Annotated in this window: 15 protein-coding genes; 7 read left to right on the forward strand and 8 right to left on the reverse strand. The window is 63.1% G+C overall.

Annotated elements, in window-relative coordinates:
* A partial coding sequence (locus tag ACIQ39_RS10300) for a DNA gyrase subunit A (protein ID WP_396434510.1) occupies positions 1 to 1,418 on the forward strand: 1,418 nt, incomplete at its 5' end.
* 18 nt (positions 1,419 to 1,436) lie between these two features.
* On the opposite strand, the gene ACIQ39_RS10305 is transcribed toward ACIQ39_RS10300, so the two are convergent.
* From ACIQ39_RS10305 to ACIQ39_RS10340, 8 genes are all read right to left on the reverse strand, one after another.
* The gene (locus ACIQ39_RS10305) at positions 1,437 to 1,712 is read right to left on the reverse strand and encodes a type II toxin-antitoxin system YafQ family toxin (RefSeq protein ID WP_396434511.1); all 276 of its coding nucleotides are present in this window, start codon (positions 1,710 to 1,712) and stop codon (positions 1,437 to 1,439) included.
* A 54-nt stretch (positions 1,713 to 1,766) separates the two neighbouring features.
* On the reverse strand, positions 1,767 to 2,051 hold the full coding sequence (locus ACIQ39_RS10310) for a hypothetical protein (protein ID WP_396434512.1): 285 nt from the start codon (positions 2,049 to 2,051) through the stop codon (positions 1,767 to 1,769).
* A gap of 91 nt (positions 2,052 to 2,142) precedes the next feature.
* Positions 2,143 to 2,664: a DUF1993 family protein gene (locus ACIQ39_RS10315; RefSeq protein WP_396434513.1), complete on the reverse strand. Its 522-nt coding sequence runs from the start codon at positions 2,662 to 2,664 to the stop codon at positions 2,143 to 2,145.
* Between the two features lie 52 nt (positions 2,665 to 2,716).
* On the reverse strand, positions 2,717 to 2,917 hold the full coding sequence (locus tag ACIQ39_RS10320) for a hypothetical protein (protein ID WP_396434514.1): 201 nt from the start codon (positions 2,915 to 2,917) through the stop codon (positions 2,717 to 2,719).
* A gap of 137 nt (positions 2,918 to 3,054) precedes the next feature.
* Complete coding sequence (locus ACIQ39_RS10325) at positions 3,055 to 3,513, reverse strand: RidA family protein (RefSeq protein WP_396434515.1); 459 nt, start codon at positions 3,511 to 3,513, stop codon at positions 3,055 to 3,057.
* 106 nt (positions 3,514 to 3,619) lie between these two features.
* Positions 3,620 to 4,531, reverse strand: a complete 912-nt coding sequence (locus ACIQ39_RS10330) for a transglutaminase domain-containing protein (protein WP_396434516.1) — start codon at positions 4,529 to 4,531, stop codon at positions 3,620 to 3,622.
* Positions 4,532 to 4,545: 14 nt separating this feature from the next.
* Complete coding sequence (locus ACIQ39_RS10335) at positions 4,546 to 7,350, reverse strand: circularly permuted type 2 ATP-grasp protein (RefSeq protein ID WP_396434517.1); 2,805 nt, start codon at positions 7,348 to 7,350, stop codon at positions 4,546 to 4,548.
* A 17-nt stretch (positions 7,351 to 7,367) separates the two neighbouring features.
* Entirely contained in the window at positions 7,368 to 10,814 is a 3,447-nt protein-coding gene (locus tag ACIQ39_RS10340; protein ID WP_396434518.1) for a DUF2126 domain-containing protein, read from the reverse strand.
* Between the two features lie 330 nt (positions 10,815 to 11,144).
* Here ACIQ39_RS10340 and ACIQ39_RS10345 point away from each other — a divergent pair, with 330 nt between their 5' ends.
* From ACIQ39_RS10345 to ACIQ39_RS10370, 6 genes are all read left to right on the forward strand, one after another.
* Positions 11,145 to 13,730: a DNA internalization-related competence protein ComEC/Rec2 gene (locus ACIQ39_RS10345; RefSeq protein ID WP_396434524.1), complete on the forward strand. Its 2,586-nt coding sequence runs from the start codon at positions 11,145 to 11,147 to the stop codon at positions 13,728 to 13,730.
* A 44-nt stretch (positions 13,731 to 13,774) separates the two neighbouring features.
* Positions 13,775 to 15,238 carry a circularly permuted type 2 ATP-grasp protein gene (locus ACIQ39_RS10350; protein WP_396434519.1) on the forward strand — a complete coding sequence of 488 codons (1,464 nt, stop codon included), beginning with the start codon at positions 13,775 to 13,777 and terminating at the stop codon, positions 15,236 to 15,238.
* A gap of 15 nt (positions 15,239 to 15,253) precedes the next feature.
* Complete coding sequence (locus ACIQ39_RS10355) at positions 15,254 to 16,258, forward strand: alpha-E domain-containing protein (protein ID WP_396434520.1); 1,005 nt, start codon at positions 15,254 to 15,256, stop codon at positions 16,256 to 16,258.
* A 143-nt stretch (positions 16,259 to 16,401) separates the two neighbouring features.
* Positions 16,402 to 19,929, forward strand: a complete 3,528-nt coding sequence (gene dnaE, locus ACIQ39_RS10360) for a DNA polymerase III subunit alpha (RefSeq protein WP_396434521.1) — start codon at positions 16,402 to 16,404, stop codon at positions 19,927 to 19,929.
* A gap of 81 nt (positions 19,930 to 20,010) precedes the next feature.
* Positions 20,011 to 20,697 (forward strand): LuxR C-terminal-related transcriptional regulator, encoded by a 687-nt coding sequence (locus tag ACIQ39_RS10365; RefSeq protein ID WP_396434522.1) that lies wholly within the window; start codon positions 20,011 to 20,013, stop codon positions 20,695 to 20,697.
* 95 nt (positions 20,698 to 20,792) lie between these two features.
* On the forward strand, positions 20,793 to 22,769 hold the full coding sequence (locus ACIQ39_RS10370; protein ID WP_396434523.1) for a sensor histidine kinase: 1,977 nt from the start codon (positions 20,793 to 20,795) through the stop codon (positions 22,767 to 22,769).
* The last annotated feature ends 569 nt before the right edge of the window (positions 22,770 to 23,338 follow it).

Raw genomic sequence — 23,338 nt, forward strand, 5'->3', positions numbered from 1 at the left:
TCGATGTGGTGCGCGACGAATCCAGCAAAGACGCCGCTGTGCGCCTGGTGTTCGAGCCCAAAACCAGCCGCATTGAACAGCAAGAACTCATCACCGCCTTGCTGGCGCACACCAGCCTGGAAACATCCGCACCCATCAACATGACTTCGGTGGGCATCGACGGCAAACCGATTCAAAAGTCGCTGCGCCAGATGCTGGTCGAGTGGATCAGCTTCCGCCAGACCACCATCACCCGCCGCAGCCAGCACCGCCTGAACAAAGTGCTCGACCGCATCCACATTCTGGAAGGCCGCCAGCTGGTGCTGCTCAACATCGACGAGGTGATCCGCATCATCCGCCACAGCGACGAGCCCAAGCCCGCGCTGATCGAAGCCTTCAGCTTGAGCGACCGCCAGGCCGAAGACATCCTCGAAATTCGCCTGCGCCAACTGGCCGGCTTGGAGGCCATCAAGATCGAGCAAGAGCTGAGCGAGTTGCGTGCAGAGCAGGGCAAGCTCGAAGAAATTTTGGGCAGCCCCGCCGCGCTGCGCCGCCTGATGGTCAAAGAGATTGAGCAAGATGCCAAAACCTTTGCTGACCCGCGCCGCACCTTGATTCAAGAAGAGAAAAAAGCCGTGGCCGAAGTCAAGGTGGTGGACGAACCGGTGACGGTGGTCGTGTCCGAAAAAGGCTGGGTGCGTGCCCGCACCGGCCATGGCCACGACGCCACCAGCTTCGCCTTCAAAGCCGGTGACGGCCTGTACGGCACCTTTGAATGCCGCACGGTGGACACCTTGCTGATCTTTGGCACGGCCAAAAATGGGACAGGCCGCATCTACAGCGTGCCCGTGGCCACCTTGCCCGGCGCTCGCGGCGACGGCCAGCCCGTGACCACCTTGATCGAACTGGAAACCGGCACCCAAGTGGCCCACTACTTTGCCGGGCCAGCCCACGCTACGCTGCTGCTCAGCGGCTCGGGCGGCTACGGCTTCTTGGCCTCGGTCGAGAACATGGTCTCGCGCAACAAAGCGGGCAAAGCCTTCATCAGCCTGAGCGAAGGCGAAAGCGTCTGCGCCCCCAGCCATGTGAGCGGCTCCAGCGCCACCGTGCCGGCCGACAAACAAGCCATGCCCGCAGCCACCAGCGTGTGCTGCGCCAGCACGGGCGGCCGTGTGCTGACCTTTGAGATCAGTGAACTCAAGACCATGGAAAAAGGCGGCCGGGGCCTGATGCTCATCGACCTCGAAGCCAAAGACACCCTGGCGGGCGCAGCGGCCTACACCCGCAGCATCAAGATCGAAGGCATCGGGCGCGGCGGCAAAGACCGCGAAGAAACCCTGGAAATCCGCAGCCTGAACAACGCCAAAGTGGCCCGCGCCAAAAAGGGCAAAGTGGCGGATCTGGGGTTCAAGCCGAATAAAGTCACTCGGGTGGAGTAAGAGTGCGTACCCGCGGGCTCAATACACCGCGTCGTGATCACCGACATTGAGTGGAATGATCTGCTGATCTTGAATCAGCAACTCCAGCGTGATGCGGTAGGACAGGTTGATGGACACGGCATGCACCCCTGACAATCGGCCTGACAGTGCATGCAGGCGCAGCGAAGGGTGGTGCGGGTTGATCTCTAGCAATGCCAGGGTTTTGGCGTATTGGTTTTTCAGCTCCGGGTGGCGCTTGAGAAATCGCACAGCGCGGCGGGTGTAGCCCTCTGTGAAAACCAAGGCATAAGGCATCTGGCGCTTGCGCTTCAATTACCGGGGGCGGTGAACTTTGCTTGCAGCATCGCTTCAATTACCGGGGGCGGTGTGCTTAGTTTGCAGAAGCGCTTCAAGCCGCGCCATGTGCGCGTTGGCCGATTCTTGAACGGCAAGACCGGCAGCCAGTTCGGCGTGACTTTGCGCCAGTGCCGCCTCGAGCTCGCATTCGCGCAGGTGGTGGTACTGGGCCATTTGCATCACCACAAAGCGGTCTTTTCCGCGCACAGAAATCGTGGCTTCGGCTTGGTCGGCCAGGGCGGATTCAATCGCCGCGATGCCGCGTACTTTGAGGTCGTTGGCAGTGAGTTGGGACATGGTCGGCGCAAGAAAGGGTTTGAAGCGCCTCATTTTGAGTGCGCTTTATCGTACTGTCAAGCGCATTATTGCTGCGCCGCCCCTGTCACCCTCAACCTTGAGCGCCCAACAAATAGTCGATCTTGCCCACCTCCACGCCGTTGTGGCGCAAAACGGCGTAGGCCATGGTGATGTGGAAGTACATGTTCGGCAACAGCCAGCCCGTCAGGTAGTCCTGGCCTTTGAGGCTGCGGGTTTTGCCCGGGCCTGCGGGGAAGGTGATCTCTTTGGCTTCGGTGCCGTCCAGCGCAGCGGCGGGCACGGTGGCGATGAAGGCCAGGGTTTTCTGAATGCGTTCTTGCAACTGCGCCAGTGTGGTCTCGCTGTCGTCAAACTTGGGCGCTTCGATGCCGCTCAAGCGCGCCACGCCATTTTTCACCGCATCGCAAGCAATCAAAATTTGCCGCGTGAAGGGCAGCATGTCGGGGGCCAAGCGGTAAGTGGTCAGCGCGGTGGGGTCGATTTTTTTGGCTTCCACAAATTGCTCGGCTTTGGCCAAGATGTGGCTCAAATTGCTCAGCATGCGGGTGCATACGGGCAGGGTGGCGCTGGACATGGAAATGGTCATGGTCATGGAAGTTCTCCGTTGAAGTGGTTGAATTCAGGGCTTGGCCTGGGGGCCGGTTTTAAGGTGGCGTTGAAAACAGCTGGCCACGTTCTTTTTCATAGGCCTTGTAGCGGGGCAAGGGCTGACTGGGGGCGGCACCCGTGCCCAGAGCTTTGGCATTTTTCTGGGCGCGTATTTCCTCGTAAAAGGCTTGTGTCGTGTCGAGGCCGCAACCCGACAGCCCCGTGAACAGGGTGAGACCGATGAGGATCTTGTTCATGTCCGAGCAGGGCGTCGGTAGAAATGTGGCCGATTTTTTTGCTCCAAATGGTCCAGGAAGTAGCGCTCGATGCTGGCCACCGCCTGGGCCCGTTCTTGTGGCTCAGTTCGATGGCCGGGGCGGGAGCTGCCTTGGCCTTAGCCGATTTCGGCGATCAATTCGATCTCGACGCAAGCGCCCATGGGGATTTGCGCCACGCCAAAGGCGCTGCGCGCGTGCGCACCGGCTTGGGGGCCAAAGACTTGGGCCAGCAGTTCGCTGCAGCCGTTGGTCACCAAGTGCTGTTCGGTGAAGTCGCTGGTGGAGTTGACCAAGCTCATGACTTTGACGATGCGCTTGACTTTGTTCAGGTCACCCACGGCCGCGTGCAGTGTGCCCAGCAGGTCAATCGCCACGGCGCGGGCGGCTTGTTGGCCTTCGGCGGTGCTGATGTTTTTGCCCAATTGCCCCGCCCAGACTTGGCCGCCTTTTTTGGCAATGTGGCCGGACAAAAACACCAGTTGGCCGGTTTGCACAAAGGGCACATAGGCAGCAGCGGGCACAGCCACGGGGGGCAGTTCGATGTTCAGGGCTTTGAGTTGGTCGTAAACGCTCATGGTGGTGGTCTCGGTCGCAGGTTGAAAGAGGAACTCCCGCCGCAGCTGGAGCCACAAATCGGCCATTGTCGCTGAAGGGCTGCGGCGGGCTGTGTGCCCGCCGACTTCACCCGCGCAAAGCGGCCACCGTGACGGCCACCTCCAGCGTGTGCGAGCCCTTGCCTTGCAGCACACCGCGCAGGGGCGAGACATCGGCAAAATCGCGGCCCACGGCCAAGCGCACATAGTCCAGGCCCGGGCTGGCCAACCCGCAGCGGTCGTTGGTCGGGTCCAGGTCCAGCCAGCCTTGGCAAGCGTGGCTGGCCAACTCGGGCAAAAACACCGAGGCCCAAGCGTGCGAGGCGTCGCTGCCCACCAAACGGGGCTGGCCCGGGGGAGGCTGGGTCAGCAGGTAACCACTGACGTAGCGGGCGGGCAGGCCCAACGAGCGCAAGCAGGCCACCAAGATGTGGGCAAAGTCCTGACAAACACCGCGTTTGTTTTGCAGCGCCTCAAGCGCTGGGGTGTTGATGTCGGTGCTGGCTGTTGCGTAGTGGAAATCGCCGTGCATGCGCGCCGTGAGGGCCTGGGCTGCTTGCGCCAGCGAGCGCCCTGGCGTGAAACTGCTTTGCGCATAACGTGCAAAGGCGGCATGCACCGGCGCATGGTGCGAGCCAAAGACCATGCCCGCGTGCACATCACCCGGCTGGCCACCCCGGTAGCGGAACTGCGCGCGCACCGCCTCCCAGCTTTGCTGGGCGCTGGCAAGCAAGGACTCAGCTGCGACGCTGCGGGTCTCCACCTCGGTGTAGGCCCGCACGCTCAGGCCCTCGTGTGGATGCGTCAGCGCCCAATAGGCGCGGTGGTTCAAAAAAGCGTCAATGCTGTGCTGCACCGAGGCTTCGGGCGCGATCTGCATGGCGTGGCAGATGACGGTTTGGCACGGCGTGTCGGCCGCTTGCAAATGGGCCACATGCTGCGCGGTTTGCACCCAGGGGCTGTAGCGGTAGCGGGTGTCGTGCGTGATGGCCAAGCGCATGGGGTGTTGGCTTTTCAAGCGCCTACGCTGTAGCGGGCTTCGCCGCTGTGCGTGAAAAACAGGCTGCACAACTGGTCAGAGACTTCGCGTGCAGCGCTTTGGCATTGCTCGAGTGTGGTCTGCAGGGGCAGGCAATGGCTGGCCTGGCTGGCCTGGCTCGCTTGGCTTGGCCAGGCGCTGGCCGCAACGCTGGGTGTGGTGCGCAGTGGCCACAGCGCCTCGGGGCTGAGCCCGATCAGCGCGGGCAGGCGCTCGGCCAGGGGCAAGCTCGCCCCATCGGCCAGATGCCCCATGCGCCGCAGGCGCGAGCGCAAAGTGTGCGCCACCCAGCCCAGTGAGCGAGGGTTGTCCGGGTCGGTCACCAGCAAGTCCATCAAGGCCTGTGGGGTGCGGCTTTGCTGGTGCTGGGCGTGAAAGCTGATGGTGCTGTCAAACAAGTCAAGCACAGCGTCAAACCCGGCTTGCTCCGCGACCAGCTCCAGCTGCACAGCTTGGCTCAGGGCATTGGACAAAAACTCGAGGCGTTCGATGTGGCGGCCCATGGACAGCAAACGCCAGCCGTCGTCGCGGCTCATGCGGTCGGTTTGCGCGCCGGTGAGCGCGGCCAGCATCTGGCTGGTGTCGGCCAACAGGCGCTGCACCGCCACGCTGTTGGGCAAGCTGTCTGCGGCGGGCTTGGCCAGGTCCGGCGCATTGGCCCCTTGGAAAAAACGCGACTCAGCCTGTTCCAGCAAGCGCCAATGCTCGGGCGACAGGCGTTCGCGCACCGAGGCCGCCGCCAGCCGCACCGAGCGCAGGTTGAAACCCACGCTGGTGGCCAGTTCACTGTCCCACAGGCCAGCGATCAGCGCGCGTTCAAACACGCGATGCGCTTGGGTCGCACTGGGCACCCCTGCGCGCACCAAACCGTGGCGCGTGGCCATGTGGGTGATGAAGTTCAACAAGCTGGGCAGGTTTTGGTTTTCACTGCCGAGAATTTCCAAACTCAGGCGCACCATGCGCAAGGTGTTTTCGGTGCGCTCGGTGTAGCGGCCCATCCAGAACAGGTTTTCTGCAGCACGGCTGGTGACCAAACGCTGGCGCTCGGCGCTGGCATCGCTGGCGGCAGGGATGCGCCCGGCGCTTGCGCTGAAAGAAAATGCGCCCTCGGCCAAGACCAAGTCAGGGGCCGCTGTCAACTCCTCATCGTGCGCAGCCAGGCGACGTGGAAATTGCGGGGCTGTGCTGGCCGGTTTGCTGGGTGCTTGTACCCACACATCGGCGCTGCTGCCGCCGCGCTGCATCGAGGCCATGCCCTCTGGCGTGCCCAAGCGCGCCAGACCCCCGGGCAGGACTTGCCAGCCGCCTTGAGCATTGACCACCGCAAACACCCGCAGCACCACCGGCCGCGACTGGATGCTGGACGCGCCCCCAACGCCGGTTTGCCAAATGGGCTGGTGCGACAGCGGCAACCAAGACTGCAGGGTGTGCGCGTCGGGGTCGCGCAAGATGCGCTCAGCCCATTCGTTTTGCGCTGGGCGCGACAGCGTGTGGCCCAGCACCGGCTCAAAGCTCTGGCGGTCGGTGTGGTAGGGGTAGGTGGGTTTGATCACGCACTGGGGGATGCGCGGCAACACATCTTGCAGCGCCGCCGCCTCGCCGCACCACCAACTGGGAATGGCGGGCAATTGGAGTTCTTGGCCGAGCAGTTCACGCGCCAGTGCGGGCATGAAGCCCAAGAGCGCGTTCGACTCCAAAAAGCCAGACCCCGGCGTATTGGCCACCAACAAGTTGCCGCTGCGCACCGCTTGCAGCAAACCCGGCACGCCCAGCGTGGAGTCGGCGCGCAGCTCCAGCGGGTCCAGCCAGTCGTCGTCCACGCGTTTGAGCAAGCCGTGCACCGGCTGCAGGCCTTGCAGGGTTTTGAGGTAGAGCTTTTGCTCGCGCACCGTCAGGTCGTTGCCCTGCACCAAGCTCAGGCCCAAATAGCGGGCCAGGTAGGCGTGCTCAAAATAAGTTTCGTTGTAAGGCCCGGGCGTGAGCAAGGCGATGTGGGCCGCAGCCCCGGCCGGGCTGCGCGCCTTCAGGCCGTCGATCAGGCTGCGGTAGGTGCCCGCCAAACGCTGCACGGCCAAGGCCTCGAAGGCTTGCGGAAACTGGCGCGAGATGATTTGCCGGTTCTCCAGCAAATAGCCCAAACCCGAGGGCGCTTGTGTGCGCTGCGAAAGCAACCACCAGCAGCCGTCTGGGCCACGCGCCAAGTCAAATGCGGCCAAAGACAAGTAACGCCCGCCCACCGGGGCCACGCCCTGCATGGCGGGCAAATAGGCGGGATGGCCTTGCACCAAAGCAGCGGGCAACTGGCCGCGCAGCAGCAGTTGTTGCGGCCCGTAGGCATCGGCCATGATGCATTCGAGCAGCTGCATGCGCTGCATCACGCCGGCCTCGATCTGATGCCAATCGGCAGGGCTCAGCACCAGAGGGAACAAATCGAGCGACCACGGCCGCTGCGGTTGGTCGGCGGCGGCGTACACGTTGTAGGTGATGCCGTTGTCGCGCACTTGGCGCTGCAACTGGGCCATGCGGCTGTCCAGCTCGGCCGCGCTGGCGGTGGACGAGGTGTTGAGTGGCTCAATGAAGCGCTGCCAAGCGGCGCTGAGGGCCGGGGCGGCGGCCATGGACATCGGGTTTTCGGCGGCGGCAGCTGGCGTGACCGCGCCCCGCAGCTCGTCCCAATGCCCGGCGGGTGCACACGCTTGCGCCAGCGCCAGCCATGACTTGGCAGGGTCTGGATTTGGGCCTGGGCCTGGGGTGAGCTGCGGTTGCGAACGTTCGTTCATCGGGCGATTGTCCTTGATCACACCCGCCGCAAATCCAGCGTGTACGGAAACTCCGTGCTGGCGTGCACCTGCGCGTTGGGGCGCAGCGGGGGCGGGTAGCGCATGAGGCCGGGCGTGTGGCCCATGCGGAAAAAGCGGGCCATGCGGCGGCTTTCGGCCTCGTAGGCATTCACCGGAAAGCTGTCGTAACTGCGCCCACCCGGGTGCACCACATGGTATTGGCAGCCACCCAAAGAGCGCTTCATCCAGGTGTCCACCAGGTCCACTGTGAGGGGCGCGTGCACGCCGATGCTGGGGTGCAGCGAAGAGGGCGGGTTCCAGGCTTTGAAGCGCACGCTCGCCACATACTCGCCCACCACGCCCGTGGCTTGCAGGGGCAGGGGGTGGCCGTTGACTGTCACCGCGTGGCGCGCCGGGTTCATGCCGCTGACATGCACCTCGATGCGCTCGAGCGACGAGTCCACATAACGGGCGGTACCGCCAGCGCTGCTTTCTTCGCCCATCACATGCCAAGGCTCCAGCGCATGGCGCAGGCTCAGCACCACACCGTCGACCTGCACTTGGCCGACCCGTGGAAAACGGAACTCGAAATGCGGCGCAAACCAGCGCGGGTCAAAGTGAAAACCGGCGTCGCCCAGCTCGGTGAGCACATCGTCAAAGTCGCGGTCAATCCAATGCGGCAGCATGAAGCGGTCGTGCAGCGCGGTGCCCCAACGCGTCACGGGGGCGGTGTAAGCCTCGTCCCAAAAACGCGCCACCAGCGCGCGCAGCAACAACTGCTGCACGATGCTCATGCGCGCGTGCGGCGGCATCTCAAAGGCGCGCAACTCCAGCAAGCCCAGCCGCCCGGTGCTGCTGTCGGGCGAGTACAGCTTGTCGATGCAAAACTCGCTGCGGTGGGTGTTGCCGGTCAGGTCCACCAAAATGTTGCGCAGCGTGCGGTCCACCACCCAAGGGGCCATGTCTTGGCCGTACTTTTTGCGGTGCCGCGTGATCTCGCGCAGCGCGATCTCCAGCTCATACACCTGGTCATTGCGCGCCTCGTCCACACGCGGGGCCTGGCTGGTGGGGCCAATGAACATGCCGCTGAACAGGTAGCTCAAAGACGGGTGGTTGTGCCAATACAAAACCAAGCTGGCCAGCAATTCAGGGCGACGCAAAAACGGGCTGTCGGCCGGGGTGGCGCCGCCCAGCGCCATGTGGTTGCCGCCGCCGGTGCCGGTGTGGCGGCCGTCGGTCATGAACTTTTCGGCCGACAAGCGGGTCTCATGCGCCGCTTGGTACAAAAACTCGGTGTGCGCCACCAACTCGCGCCAGTTGTGCGCCGGGTGGATGTTGACCTCGATCACCCCCGGGTCGGGTGTGACCTGCAAGACTTTCAGGCGCGGATCGCGCGGTGGCGGGTAACCCTCCAAGACGATCTTCAGGCCCAGTTCGCAGGCCGTGGCCTCGACCGCGCTGACCAGCGCCAGGTAGTCTTCGAGCCGCGCCAGTGGGGGCATGAAGACATACAGCACACCAGAAGTTTCGCCACGGGCCAGAGCTTGGGCCTGGGCCTGGGCCTGGGCCTGGGCCTGGGCCTGGGCCTGGGCCTCGGGGCCTTGGGCGCGCTGAGGGTCGCGCACTTCCACGCACAAGGCGGTGCGCACCACCGAGGGGTCGGACTGGCCCTTGGGGGGCGCGACCGGTGCGCGCTGCGCCGGGCCATGGCGCGGCTGCCATGTCACAGGCGCTTGCGCGGGCAAAGCGCTGCGCTGCGCGAGGTGGGGCGAAAAGGGGTCTTGCTCCATCAGCTGCCAGCGCTCGTTCGGCGCGGCCCAAGGCAGTGCGTCCAGCGGCAGTCGCCAACCCATGGCCGAGTCGCCGGGCGACAGGCACAGGCGGTCGTCGCGCACAAACCAGTGGCCGGTTTGCCAGCCGGTGCCAGTGGCCTTGTCGCCAGCACCTTCGGGCGGATCAATGGCTTGCAGCGGCAGCACATAACCGACCGCCGCGTCCAGGCCTTGGCTGAAGACGCGGCGCAAACGTTGGCGCTCCACCGCGTCGTCCAAACGGGCGTCGAACGGGTCGACGTTGATGGGCAAACGGCGTTCACGCCACAGGTAATACCAAGTGTCTTCATAGCCCGGCAGCACAGTGTCGCTGCCCAAGCCCAGCCGTGCGGTCAGGGCCTGCACAAAGCGCAGGGCATCGGCGCTGGTGAGCGCACTGGGCTCGCGCTCGTCGGCAAACACCGCCGGGTTTTGCCAGCAAGGCAGGCCATCGGCGCGCCAATAAATGCTGAGCGCCCAGCGCGGCAGCTGCTCGCCCGGGTACCACTTGCCCTGGCCAAAATGCAAAAAACCGCCTTGCCCGTATTGCTGGCGCAGCTTGTGCACCAACTCGGTGGCCAGGCCCCGCTTGGTCGGCCCCAAAGCGTCGGTGTTCCATTCCGCGCCATCGCGGTCTTGGGTGGCCACAAAGGTGGGCTCGCCGCCCATGCTCAGGCGCACATCACCGGCTTGCAGCTGCGCGTCCACCTGTTCGCCCAAGTGCAGCACCTTGGCCCATTGTTCTTCGCTGTAGGGCCGGGTCACACGGGGCGATTCGTGGATGCGGGTCACACGCATCTCGTGGCTGAAGCTGACCTCGGCCTCGTCCATCAGCCCCTCTATGGGCGCAGCCGCCGAAGGCTGGGGCGTGCAGGCCAGCGGAATGTGGCCCTCGCCCGCCAGCAGGCCCGAAGTGGGGTCCAGCCCCACCCAACCGGCACCGGGCAAATACACCTCGCACCAGGCGTGCAGGTCAGTGAAATCGACCTCGCTGCCGCTGGGGCCATCGAGCGATTTCACATCTGGCACCAGTTGGATCAAATAGCCCGATACAAAACGGGCCGCGATGTTCATGTGCCGAAACAGCTGCACCATCAGCCAAGCCGTGTCGCGGCAAGAGCCGCTTTGCAGTGTGAGGGTTTCTTCGGGTGTTTGCACACCCGGCTCCATGCGGATGGTGTAGCGGACGTCTTGGTGCAGGCGCTGATTGGTCTGCACCAAAAAGTCGATGGTGCGCTGGCGCTTGCGGTCCAGGCTGGCCAGGTATTTCTTGAACAGTGGCGTTTTGGCGTTCTTGTGCAGATACGACTGCAGCTCTTCACGCAGCGTGTCGGCGTATTGGAAAGGCACCTGTTCGGCCGAGGGCTCCAGAAAAAAGTCAAAGGGGTTGAACACCGCCATCTCGGTGACCATGTCCACCGTGACCTTGAGGGCGGTGGTTTTTTGGGCAAACACCAAGCGCGCCTGGTAGTTGGCAAACGCGTCTTGCAGCCAGTTGATGAAGTGTTCGGCCGGCTCGACCTGCAGGCTGTAGCTCAAGATGCGGCTGCGGCTGTGCGGGGCCGGGCGCAGGCGAATCACTTGCGGGCCGAGCTGCACCGGTCGGTCGTAGTTGTAATGGGTGACGTGGTGCAGGGCAAGGTGTATCGACATATCTCAAACTGCGCAACAGGGGCTGCACGCATGACAAATGCAGCTTGGGCAGTTACAACAAGCAAGACACGCGCCAGGCCCAAGGCTTGCCGCCGCAGCCCCAGCAGGGCCCAGACCCGCCACAGCGCAGCCACTGCGCAGCCAGCACACTGCCCAAGGAGGAAGGCCGATCATGCAGCGATCCACCGCCCAAGCCCAAGCCCAGCCGCGCCGGTGCGCGTACGCGTGCCCGTGCCCGTGCCCGTGCCCGTGCCCGTGCCCGCGCCGGTGCCCGTGCGCGTGCGCGCTGGCGGGGGTCTGCGACACCAAGCTGCCGCTGCGGGTCTTGCCATGAAAGACATGGCCTGGGCCCGCTACTTGGCAGGGGCTTGCTTGGCGTGGTGCGCAGGGGTGGCGCTGCAACTGCAGCAAGAGGCGCTGTGGACGCCCTGGGTTTATGGGGGCATGGGTGCCGCTGCCCTGGCTTGCGCTGGCGGCCTGTGGGCCTGGCGGTCACTGGCCGCGCCTGCTGCCGTGCGAACCGTGCTGGTGCTGGTCTGCTGGACGGTGCTGTCTTTTTCGGTCACAGCTTGGCACGCCCTTGGCCGCGCGCAGGCCATGGACCCCGAGCTGGAGGGGCAAGACTTAGAGGTGGTGGGCATGGTGCAGGCCATGCCGCAACGCCAAACGGCCGGTTGGCGTTTTCGTTTTCAGATCGAGCAGGCCTGGCGGCTTGACGCAGCGGGCGCGCTGCACCCCGTGGACCTGCACACCGCCTTGCCCGCGCAGGTCTCTTTGGGCTGGTACAGCTGGGGCAGCGCAGACAACAGCGATGACAGCCCCGCTGTGCGGCATGGGGCCGTCACAGCCGGAGAGCGGTGGCGCATGCGGGTGCGCCTGCAAGCGCCCCACGGCAACATGAACCCACGTGGTTTCGACTACGAGTTGTGGCTGTGGGAGCGGGCCATTGGTGCCACCGGCTATGTGCGCACCGGGGCCAAAGACCCGGCCCCAGTGCGCCTCGCATCGACTGGGCATCACCCCATAGAGCGCTGGCGTCAGGCGGTGCGAGAGCGTTTGTTGACGCACCTGTCAGCAGACGCTGACGATCCAGAAACGGCCAAGTTGGCCGGCGTGGTGGCGGCCCTGGTCACGGGCGATCAGGCCGCCATAGATCGCACCGACTGGGATGTCTTTCGCACCACGGGCGTGGCCCATTTGATGAGCATCTCGGGCCTGCATGTGACCATGTTCGCTTGGTTGGCTTCAACCCTGGTGGCCTGGGCTTGGCGCAAGTCGGCGTTGTGGGGGTTCAGCGGCGCTTTGCGCTGGCCCGCCGTCCATGTGGGGGCCGTGTCAGGCCTGCTGTTGGCGGGTTTTTACGCGCTGTTCAGTGGTTGGGGCATTCCTGCGCAGCGCACCTTGCTCATGCTGTTGGTGGTGGTGGTGCTCAAAATGTCGGCGCGCCACTGGCATGGGGCCGTGGTTTGGTTGCTGGCCTGCGCGGTGGTGCTGGCCTGGGACCCTTGGGCTTTGTTGCAGCCCGGTTTTTGGCTGAGTTTTGTGGCCGTGGGGGTGTTGATGGCGCACAACCCACAAGGCCACAAGGATTCACCGCACGCACCGCACGCACCGCACGCACCCCATGATGCAGCTGAGGCCGCACCAACTTGGCGCAGTCACGGTGTCTGGGCGGTGCTTGTGCACCATGGGCGTGCGCTTGCGGGGGGCGGTGGTGGCGCTTGGGGCCTGCAGCATGCGCTGGCTTTGTTGCGCCAACAAGCCACCATCACTGTGGCCTTGGCCCCGTTGACCTTGCTGTTCTTTGGGCAAGTCTCTTTGGTGGGTTTGTTGGCCAATTTGCTGGCCATCCCCTGGGTGACCTTGGTCATCACGCCGCTGGCCATGTTGGGCGTGCTGTGGTCGGGCGCGTGGGATTTGACCGTGTGGGCTTTGCGCCCCCTGTCGGGCCTGTTGACTGGCTTGGCGGCTTGGCCGCTGGCCAGCGTCTCCATGGCCATGCCCCCGTGGAGCCTGGCTTTGTTGGGCCTGCTGGGCGCATTGGGCTTGGTGCTGCGCCTGCCACTGTCTTGGAAGCTGATGTGCTTGCCGCTGCTGTGGCCGGTGTTGTTTTGGTCTCAACCCCGCCCAGCCATGGGAACTTTTGAGCTGCTCGCCGCCGACGTGGGGCAGGGCAATGCGGTCCTGGTTCGCACCGCCTCACACAGCTTGCTCTACGACGCCGGACCGCGCTACACCAGCCAAAGCGATGCCGGGCAAAGGGTGCTGGTGCCCTTGTTGTCGCACATGGGCGAGCGCCTGGACCTGTTGATGCTCAGCCACCGCGACAGCGACCACACGGGTGGCGCGGCAGCCGTGCTCGACACCCAGCCGCAAGCGCGCTTGTCATCCTCGCTCGAAGATTGGCACGCCCTGCATGCCCTGCGCCCCGCTTGGACGCGCTGCCAGGCCGGCCAGTCTTGGGTCTGGGACGGTGTCTTGTTTGAGGTGCTGCACCCGGCGCTGGGTGCCACCAGCCGCAAGCCCAACGCGCTCAGTTGCGTCTTGCGCATCAGCCACGGCGATCGCGCGGCCCTGTTGACCGGCGACATCGAAGCCGCCCAAGAGCAGGCTTTGGTGCAAGCTGGGCTGGCCCCGGTGGATGTGCTGCTGGTGCCGCACCACGGCAGCAAAACCTCGTCCACCCCCGCGTTTTTGCAGGCATTGCGCCCGCGCATTGCGCTGGTGCAAGCGGGCTACCGAAGCCGCTTTGGCCACCCCGCCCCGGCGGTGGTAGAGCGCTACCGTGCGATGGGCACCCGCTTGGTGCCCAGCAGCCACTGCGGCGCAGCCACTTGGCGCAGCGCAAGGCCCGAGCAGGTGCATTGCGAACGGGCAAGCCGCAAGCGTTATTGGCACCACGAGCTGCCGCCCTGAAACAGGTATACAAATTGCTTTGTCCCGTGAAGGAGTTCTGAGCCATGCGCCCATTTGATGAGATGTACAAACGCTTGCCCGAGCCAGGCGAGGGTGGAGAGGTGCGCGGCCATTACCGCGCCTATGCCCGCTGGCTGCAAACCCAAAACAGCCAAACCATGCGCATGCGCCGTGAAGAGGCAGAAATGATTTTTCGGCGGGTCGGCATCACCTTTGCGGTGTATGGCGAGCTGGACGAAGAGAACCCCCAAGACGACTGCGGCAACGAGCGCCTGATCCCGTTTGACCTCATCCCCCGCGTCATCGCCGCCGCAGAGTGGGCCCAGATGCAAGCCGGGCTGGTGCAGCGCGTCACCGCCCTCAACCGCTTTTTGCACGACGTCTACCACGATCAAGACATCTTGCGGGCGGGCGTGGTGCCGCGCGAGCAAATTGAGCGCAACGCCCAATTTCGCCCCGAAATGGTGGGGGTGGACCTGCCCCAACAAATTTACGCGCACATCAGCGGCGTGGACATCGTGCGTGCCACCGACAGCGCAGGCCAAGGCGAGTATTACGTGCTCGAAGACAACCTGCGCGTGCCCAGCGGCGTGAGCTACATGCTCGAAGACCGCAAGATGATGATGCGGCTCTTTCCCGAACTGTTCAGCCAACACCGCGTGGCCCCGGTCGCGCACTACCCCGACTTGCTGCTGGAGACCCTGCGCGCCAGCAGCCCCGCCACCACAGCCGAGCCCACGGTGGTGGTGCTCACGCCCGGCATGTACAACAGCGCCTATTTTGAGCACGCGTTTTTGGCCCAGCAAATGGGCGTGGAGCTGGTCGAAGGGCAAGACCTGTTCGTCAAAGACCAGTTTGTCTACATGCGCACCACGCGCGGCCCCAAGCGGGTGGACGTGATCTACCGCCGGGTGGACGACGACTTTTTAGACCCCAAGGTGTTCCGCCCCAGCTCCAGCTTGGGTTGCCCGGGCCTGATGGACGCTTACAAAGCCGGCCATGTGGCGATCTGCAACGCCGTGGGCACCGGCGTGGCCGACGACAAATCGGTCTACCCCTATGTGCCCGACATGATCAAGTTCTACTTGGGCGAAGCGCCGATCCTGAAAAACGTGCCGACATTTCAGTGCCGCAAACCCGATGACTTGCAGTACACCTTGGCTAATCTGAAAGACCTGGTGGTCAAAGAAGTGCACGGCGCGGGCGGCTACGGCATGCTGGTCGGCCCGGCCGCCACCCAGGCCGAGATCGAGCGCTTTCGTGGGGCCTTGTTGGCCAAGCCCGAGGGCTATATTGCCCAGCCCACGCTCAGCCTGTCCACCTGCCCCACCTATGTGGACAGCGGCATCGCCCCGCGCCACATCGACCTGCGCCCCTTTGTGCTGAGCGGGCGCACGGTGCAGATGGTGCCCGGGGGCCTGACGCGGGTGGCGCTCAAAGAAGGCTCATTGGTGGTCAACAGCAGCCAAGGCGGCGGCACCAAAGACACCTGGATCTTGCAGGACTGACAAGGGAGAACACACATGCTTTCAAGAACCGCCGACCACCTTTTTTGGATGTCCCGCTACATGGAGCGGGCCGAAAACACCGCCCGCATGCTCAACGTGAGCTACGAGACCTCGCTCTTGCCGCAAACTGCCGCCGCTGTCGAAGCGGGCTGGGAGGGCATTTTGTCGATCAGCGAGCTGCTGCCGTCCTATTTGGCGCTGTACAAAAGCATCACGCCCCGCGAAGTGATGGCCTTCATGGTCAAAGACCAGAGCAACCCCTCGTCCATTTTGTCGTGCCTGCGGGCGGCCCGCGAAAACGCCCGCGCCGTGCGCGGGACGCTCACCACCGAAGTGTGGGAGACGCAAAACCAAACCTGGCTCGAAGTCAACCGCATGCTCAAAAACGGCGACTTTGAACGCGACCCGGGCCAGTTTTTTGAATGGGTCAAGTTCCGTTCGCACCTGTCACGCGGCGTGACGGTGGGCACCATGCTGATGGACGAGTCGCTCTACTTCATGCGCATGGGCACGTTTTTGGAGCGCGCCGACAACACAGCGCGGCTGGTCGATGTGAAGTTCCACGCCATGCAAAACGACTTTTTTGGAGCCCCCACCGCCACAGCCCCCACCGCCCTGCAAAGCCAATTCAGCGGTGCAACAGAAGCGATGCAAGAGTACGACTTCTACCACTGGAGCGCGATCTTGCGCAGCGTCAGCGGCTTTGAGGTCTACCGCAAGGTCTACCGCGACGTGATCCGCCCCGAGCGGGTGGCCGAACTGCTGATCTTGCGCCCCGACATGCCGCGCTCGCTGCACGCCAGCCTCAACGAGGTGGTGGCCAACTTGAGCCTGGTCTCGCACGACCGCGACAGCGACACCCTGCGCCATGCAGGCCGTTTGCGCGCAGAGCTGGCGTTTGGCCGCATCGACGAAATCTTGGCCACCGGCCTGCACGCCTACTTGACGCAATTTTTGGAACGCGTCAACGTGCTGGGCGCACGCATCAGCCGCGAATTCTTGATGCCCCAGCCCGCCTGAAGCGCCCAAACCATTGGCCGCAAAAGGCACTGGCTACCAAGTCAAGTCCGGCACCAAGCCGAGGTGGGGCCGGGGTGACAAACAAGCCAGTGCTGGATGACGGCCTGGGGGCGCTGTCTTTGTGCCTCCTACAATGGCGCTCTATGTTTGTACACCTGCGCCTTCACTCCGAATTTTCTGTGGTTGACTCGACTTGCCGCATCGACGATGTGGTCAAAATGGCGGCCCAAGATGCCCAGCCTGCGCTGGCCATCACCGACCTGAACAACCTGTTTGGCACCGTCAAGTTTTACAAAGAAGGGCGGGGCAAGGGCATCAAGCCCATCATCGGGGCCGAGATCCACCTGGAGGGCTTGGGCGGCGATCCGGGGGCCACCAGCCGGGTGGTGCTGTTGGTGCAAAACCACCAGGGCTACCTCAATTTGTGCGAAATGCTGGCACGCGCCTGGACCCAAAACACCGTCAAAGCCGTGGCCGTGGTCAAGTTGGTTTGGCTGCAAGAGCTGTCGGGCGGTTTGATCTTGCTGTCCGGCGCACAAGCGGGCCCCGTGGGGCAGGCACTGGTCCAAGGCGACACCGACAAAGCCGCCCAAGTGGCCTTGCAGTTGGGCTCCATCTTTGCGCACCGTTTTTATTTGGAACTGCAACGCGCAGGCCGCCCCGAAGACGAGCCGCAAGTGGCCGGCGCAGTGGCGCTGGCGGCCCGTTTGGGATTGCCCGTGGTGGCCACGCACCCGGTGCAATTTCACGGCCCTGAAGACTACGAAGCCCACGAAGCCCGGGTCTGCATCTCGGAGGGTGAAATCTTGGCCAACCCGCGCCGGCTTCGGCGCTTCACCCGAGAGCAGTATTTCAAAACCGCTGCGCAAATGTGCGCCCTGTTTGCCGACCTGCCCAGCGCAGTCGCCAACACGCTCGAAATTGCCAAGCGCTGCAGCTTGAGCTTGGTGCTGGGCAAACCCCAGTTGCCCAACTTTCCGATACCGCCCGTCAAGGGCGTGGTCATGTCGGTGCCAGACTACTTTCGCCACGTCTCGTTCGAAGGACTGGCCGAGCGCTTGCAGCACCTTTACCCCTCTGAGGCCAAGCGCAACGAAGAACGCCCGCGCTATGTCGAGCGGCTGGAGTTTGAGCTCAGCACCATCTTGAAGATGGGTTTTCCGGGTTACTTCTTGATCGTGGGCGACTTCATCCAGTGGGCCAAAGCCAATGGCTGCCCCGTGGGCCCGGGCCGAGGCTCGGGTGCGGGCTCGCTGGTGGCCTATGCGCTCAAAATCACCGACCTCGACCCCCTGCAATACAACTTGCTGTTTGAGCGGTTTTTGAACCCCGAGCGGGTCTCCATGCCCGACTTTGACATCGACTTTTGCCAAGGCAACCGCGACCGCGTGATCGAGTACGTCAAGCAAAAGTACGGCCGCGAGGCGGTCAGCCAAATCGTCACCTTTGGCACCATGGCCGCGCGCGCGGCCATTCGCGACGTGGGCCGCGTGCTCGACATGAGCTACACCTTTTGCGACGGCATCAGCAAACTCATCCCCAACAAACCGGGCATGTCGGTCACCTTGCAATACCCACCGGCCACGCCCAAAGAAGGCGACAAAAACAACTACGCCATTGCCATGGAGCCCATCTTGGCCGAGCGCATCGCGCGCGAAGAAGATGTGCGCACCCTGATCGAGCTGGCGCAAAAGCTCGAAGGCATGACCCGCAACGTGGGCATGCACGCCGGGGGCGTGTTGATCGCGCCGGGCAAGCTGACCGACTTTTGCCCCCTGTACCAACAGCCCGGCAGCGAATCGGCGGTGAGCCAATACGACAAAGACGACGTGGAGGCCGCAGGCCTGGTCAAGTTCGACTTCTTAGGCCTGGCCACGCTCACCATTTTGGAGATCGCCCGCGAATTCATCATCAAGCGCCACAAAGGCCAAGAGCACTTTGCCTTTGAGAACATCGCGGTCGACGACGCACCCACCTACAAACTGTTTGCAGACGGCAAGACCGAGGCCGTGTTCCAGTTTGAAAGCCGGGGCATGCAAGGCATGCTGCGCGACGCCCGGCCCAGCCGCCTGGAAGACCTGATCGCCCTGAACGCGCTGTACCGCCCAGGCCCCATGGACCTGATCCCCAGCTTTGTGGCCCGCAAACACGGCCGCGAGCCCGTGGAGTACCCGCACCCAGCGGTGGCCGAGATGCTCAGCGAGACCTACGGCATCATGGTCTACCAAGAGCAGGTGATGCAGACGGCGCAGATTTTGGGCGGCTACAGCTTGGGCGGTGCCGACTTGCTGCGCCGCGCCATGGGCAAGAAAAAAGCCGAAGAAATGGCCGAGCACCGCGAGAAATTTCGCGCCGGCGCGCTCGCCACCCACAACATCCCGCAGCCCAAAGCCGACGAAGTCTTTGACCTGATGGAAAAGTTCGCGGGCTACGGCTTCAACAAATCGCACGCCGCCGCTTACTCACTGCTGGCCTACCACACCGGCTGGCTCAAGGTGCACTACACCGCCGAATTTTTCTGCGCCAACATGACGGTGGAGATGGACGACACCGACAAGCTCAAAGTGCTGCACGAAGACGCGCTCAAGTTTGGCATCCGCTTTGACCCACCCGACGTGAACCGGGGCACCCACCGCTTTGAACCGGTGACCGACAAAATCATCCGCTACGGCCTGGGCGCCATCAAAGGCACAGGCCAACAAGCCATCGACGCCATTGTGGCCGCACGCACCGAGGGCGGCCCTTTCAAAAGCTTGTTTGACTTTGCCGTGCGCGTGGACCGCACCCGCATCAACAAACGCACGGTGGACGCGCTCATCAAAGCCGGTGCCTTTGACTCGCTGCACATGAACCGCGCCGCCTTGTCGGCCAGCATCGACCGGGCCTTTGAATTCTCCAGCGCCACCACAGCCAACGCCAACCAAGGCGGCTTGTTTGACATGCTGGGCGACGACTCGCACGGCTCCAGCACCCAAGAGCCCGACTTGGTCGAAGTCATGCCCTGGGGCATCCAAGAACGCCTGCTGCTCGAAAAAACCGCCGTGGGCTTTTTCTTGTCTGGCCATTTGTTCGATGCGGTGGAACGCGAAGTGCGCCAGTTTGCCCGCCGCAAAATAGACGAGCTGATCGACAGCCGCGAATCCATGGTGCTGGCGGGCATCGTCAGCGACTTGCGCATCATCAACGGCCAACGCGGCAAAGTGGCCATCTTCAAGCTCGACGACAAAACCGGCGTGATGGAGGCCACCGCCGACGAAGCCCTGATCCAATCGGCCAAGCACTTGCTCAAAGACGACGAACTCATCATCGTCACCGCCAAAATGCAGGCCGACCGCTTCTCGGGCGGCTTTCGCCTCAAGATCGAGCACATCATGGACCTGGGCGCGGCCCGTTGCCGCTACGGCAAATACCTGCGCGTGGCGGTCAATGGCAAAGCCCCCGACATCGCCCGGCTGGTCAGAGAATTTCCGGCGCAACGCGAACAAACCGAGCAAGGCGACCTGGTGCGCGGCCTGCCGGTGCGCCTGGTGCTGGAGCGGCGCGAGGGCGACTTGGCCGCCCGCGCCGAACTGGCGCTGGGCGAAGCCGCCAAATTCTTCCCCACCGACGCCGCCCTGGCCAGCTGGATGGCGCAGGCCGACCAAGGCCAAGCGCGGATTGTTTACGACTGATGGCCACGGCCACGCTCAGACCACGCCCACGCCCACGCCTAACGCCCAACGCCCAACGCCCAACGCCAAGAGCTTCGCCCCATGACCGAGCAGCACCTGCCCCCAAGCCACGCGCTTGCACCGCCACAGCCAGCCCCAGCACGGGCATACATCTTGTTGATCGAGGACCACCCCATGATGGCCGAGGCCATCGGCTTCAGACTTGGGGGCTGGCTGCCAGGTTTGCAGCTGCGCAAGGCTTACAGCTGGGCAGAGGCCCGCGCTTTGTTGCAAAACACCAGCACCCCGCCAGAGTTCATCGTCACAGACCTGCAACTGCCCGACAGCCCACCAGAGCAAACCTTGCGCTCTTTGCGCGAATGGCAAGCGCAAGTGCCCGTGTTGGCCCTGACCATGCTGACCGACCAAGCGACCCAAGAGCTCTGCGCTCGACACCAAGCGCTTTATTTGTGCAAAAGCGCGGCATTTAGCCAGCTTCTCCAAAGCTTGCAAAAGTGGCTGGGCGCAGATTTTTGGCAAAAGTGGCGTGCCCAAGCACCGCTGCAGCACAACCCCCTGCACGACTTGACCACGCGGCAGCTCGACACCTTGCGCGAATTGGCCAATGGGCGCAGCAACCGCGAGATTGCTGATCGACTGTGCGTCAGCGAAGACACGGTGCGCAGCCACATGAAAAGCCTGTTCGTTCGATTGGCAGTCAAAAACCGCACCCAAGCCAGCAAGTTTTACCTGCAACACATAGAAGGACTGCACCCACCGGGTGCATGAGGTGCAAGGTGTCGCGCGGCATCGCTCTACTTGTTACACACCTTGGGCGGCAAGCAGCCCAGAGCTGGTGGTTTTTTTGTTTTTTCTTGACACCCTTGGCCCTGCCAGTGCATGCGCAAACGCAAACGCAAACGCAAACGCAAATACCTGCGCAGTCGCAGTCGCAGATGCAGATGCAGATGCAGATGGCCCCCAAGCAAAACGCAACCACAGCACACCCCGTTTGGCCTGTTGAGCCTGTGGTGTTGCCCGGCCCGACATCGGCTTTGCAGCAAGTCGAACTTTGGCCAAACCTTCTGACCTGGCCAGACCAAGCGGGCCAATACGCACCCGAGCAAGTGGCGCTGTCGCTGGCGCAAGGCCAGGGCGCACGGCTGCTGGCCTCCGACCAGTCTTATGGCCGGTGGTTGCCCTTTCCCTATTGGGCCGGTTGGCAACTGCACAACCCACAAAGCACCGCACAAACTTGGCTGCTCAGTTATGTGTTGCCAACCCAAGACCATGCAGCTGTTTGGCAGCAACAAGCCGCCGGCAGCTGGCAAGTCTTGCCGCAGTGGCGGCCCGAGGGCCCGAGCGCATGGATGGGTGCACACCTGTGGCCGGTTTGGCAAATCACCTTACAAGCAGGAGAAACTCGCCGGTTTTTGCTCCGCATAGACGGCTACAACCGCATGCGCTTCCCGCTGGAGGCAGTGCGCAGCGACAGCTTTGCCCGGCAGCACATGTTCTTGCTCTTGGGCATTGGCTTTGTCTTTGCCATTCCTTGCGTGGTGCTGGTGTATGCCCTCACGCTGTGGCGCACCGCCGAAGACCGGTCCATACCGCTTTTTGTGGTCATGGCAATTTGCGAAATGGTGGGCGCAGCCTGGGTCAGTGGCCTGATCACCGCCGTCATGCCCTGGGTTGACCGAGGCATGGCCGGTTGGCTCGGCTGGACCGGCTACATCATTGTGTTGGGCCTGAGCGGTTGGCATGCGCGCTTGTTCTTGGCCACCCCCAAGCGATGGCCCTGGGCAGACCGAGTGCTGCAGGGCGTGAGTGTGTTTTGGCTGGTGCTGGTGCCACTGGCCATCGCCATGAAGCCCGAAGCATCACGCCTGACCTTGCTGCTTGGCGGCGTGGTGCACACGCTCATTCTGAGCGCCTATGCCCTGCGAGGCTTGCTGCAAGAGCGCAGTGCACACATGGCCCTTTTTCTGGCTGTCTGGCTCATTTATCTCGGCTCGGGTGTGCTTTACATCCTCTACCGCGTGCTGCACTTGCCGGTGCACTACACCCTCATTGGCAATTATGTGCAAGGCGCATTGGTGGCTGCCTTTTTAGGGGCAGCGGTGACGGTGCAGGTGGTGGGCAAACGCAAAGCCCTGCAACAGCAATTGCACTCGGCGCGCCAACGCGCCTTGCTGCACGCATCGTCACAGCACGACCTGATGCAACCCCTGCAAAGCCTGCGCCTGCAAAGTCAGCAACTGAGCGAGACCAGTGATGCCACACAGCGCGAGCGTTTGCTGGGCCGCATGCAATCGGCCCTGAACCAAGTTGACGACTTTTTGCCCGCCCTGCGCCAACTTTGGAACGAAAACGCCCCACCCACACCCCAGTGGCAAACACTGAGCGTGCACACGGCCATTGGCGAAGTGGTGGACGACATGCGCCAAGTGGCCCAACTCAAGCAACTGCACCTGCGCTACAGACCCTCTCAACACAGCGTGCGCACCGACCCGCTGAGCTTGCAGCGCATTGTGCGCAACCTGCTGACAAATGCCGTGCGATACACCCCACCGGGAGGCGACATTTTGTTGGCCTGCCGCACGCGCGAGGGGCAACTTTGGCTGCTGTGTTGGGACACCGGCCTGGGCATGACCCCCGAACAGGCCAAGCAATGTTTCGAAGCCTTCACCCGCTTTGATGCGGACCAAAAAGCGCCCGAAGGCCTGGGCCTGGGTTTGTTCAGTGTGCGTGAACTGGCCCGCACACTGGGTGTGCCCACTTGGCTACAAAGCAGTCCAGGCCGTGGCACCTGCATTGGTGTGGGCTTGATATTGGCCTCAAAAAACACTGATTTAGACTAAAAATAATTCAAAATTCACCCAAACGGGTGATATCCATTAACATTTACAAATGCCATGATGTACTCCTTTCGTAAAGGAATGCGTCTTGAACCCCTCCACATCAGAGACCAGCAGCCGTGTCTGAGCTGGCCAATTTGACGGCTTGCACATGCGCTTGGGCCCGGGCGCGTGCTGGGGCGATGCGCGGCCTGCTCCAGCCCAGTCTGACACCGTCTGACATGGAGGTTTTGATTGAAGCAGGAAGCAACCAAGCCCATTGCAACACGGCTGGCGTGCTCGACGCGGTGCGCCGCTTGGTACAAGGCCCGACTATCAAGCCCACCGCAGTGAGTTCGTGGTCTGCTCGCTTCCCTGCACTCTTCAGCATGGATGCAGCCCGGGTGGATTTTGCAAACAACAACAAAGCGCTGCCAAGCACCTTGCAAAACGATGCTGTCTTCAAGCCACTTGTAGACAAGCCCACGCTCAGGGGGCGGATTCAAAAGTGAAGTGCAACACCTGCAAACCCTGTAAGGTCCGAAGATGCAAATCACTCCATTGAAACACTACAAACAGATCCAACCCGAAGA

This window comes from Limnohabitans sp., assembly GCF_044361645.1.
Classification (GTDB): Bacteria; Pseudomonadota; Gammaproteobacteria; order Burkholderiales; family Burkholderiaceae_C; genus Limnohabitans_A.